The sequence below is a fragment of the Vibrio sp. 2130-1 genome (assembly GCF_033339515.1).
In genome coordinates this window covers 1-570 of the sequence record NZ_JAWOUT010000543.1, presented here as the reverse complement: position 1 = coordinate 570, position 570 = coordinate 1, and the positions used below count along the sequence as shown (strand labels likewise).

The window sequence follows — 570 nt, the reverse complement described above, 5'->3', positions numbered from 1 at the left end:
CCGTGCGATTTAAGAACTTGTGCGCAATCAACTCACCCGTGACCCGTTCTGCTTCGTGCTCTTCGTTCTTGGCTAGCAACACTTTCAGTTTTTCGCCGTCAGGAATCTCTGAGAACAGTGATTTTTCATACACGTGCGGGTTGTTGGCAATCAAAATGTTTGCAGCACGAAGAATTCGACTGGTCGAGCGATAGTTCTGTTCCAGCTTGATCAGGCGCAGGTTCGGGTAATCTTGCCCGAGCAGCACCAAGTTTTGCGGTTTGGCACCACGCCACGAGTAAATCGATTGGTCATCATCACCCACGACGGTCAAGCGACCGCGCTCACCCACAATCAATTTGACCAGTTCATACTGACTGGTGTTGGTATCTTGGTATTCATCAACCAATAGATAGCGGATGCGATTTTGCCAACGCTGACGCACGTCTTCATTATTACGCAGCAGCAATACTGGCAGCAGGATCAGGTCATCAAAATCGAGCGCGTTGTACGCCTTCATCTGTTTCTGGTACATCTCAAAACAAAAAGCGAACAGCTGTTGTTGCTCGCCTTTCGCCATCGCTTTGGCTT

General features: G+C 49.1%; 1 protein-coding gene. It reads right to left on the bottom strand.

Translation table 11 applies throughout. The features are described from left to right. Positions 1–570: UvrD-helicase domain-containing protein (locus R7Q09_RS27290; RefSeq protein WP_318144099.1), on the bottom strand; the 570-nt coding region annotated here is incomplete at both ends.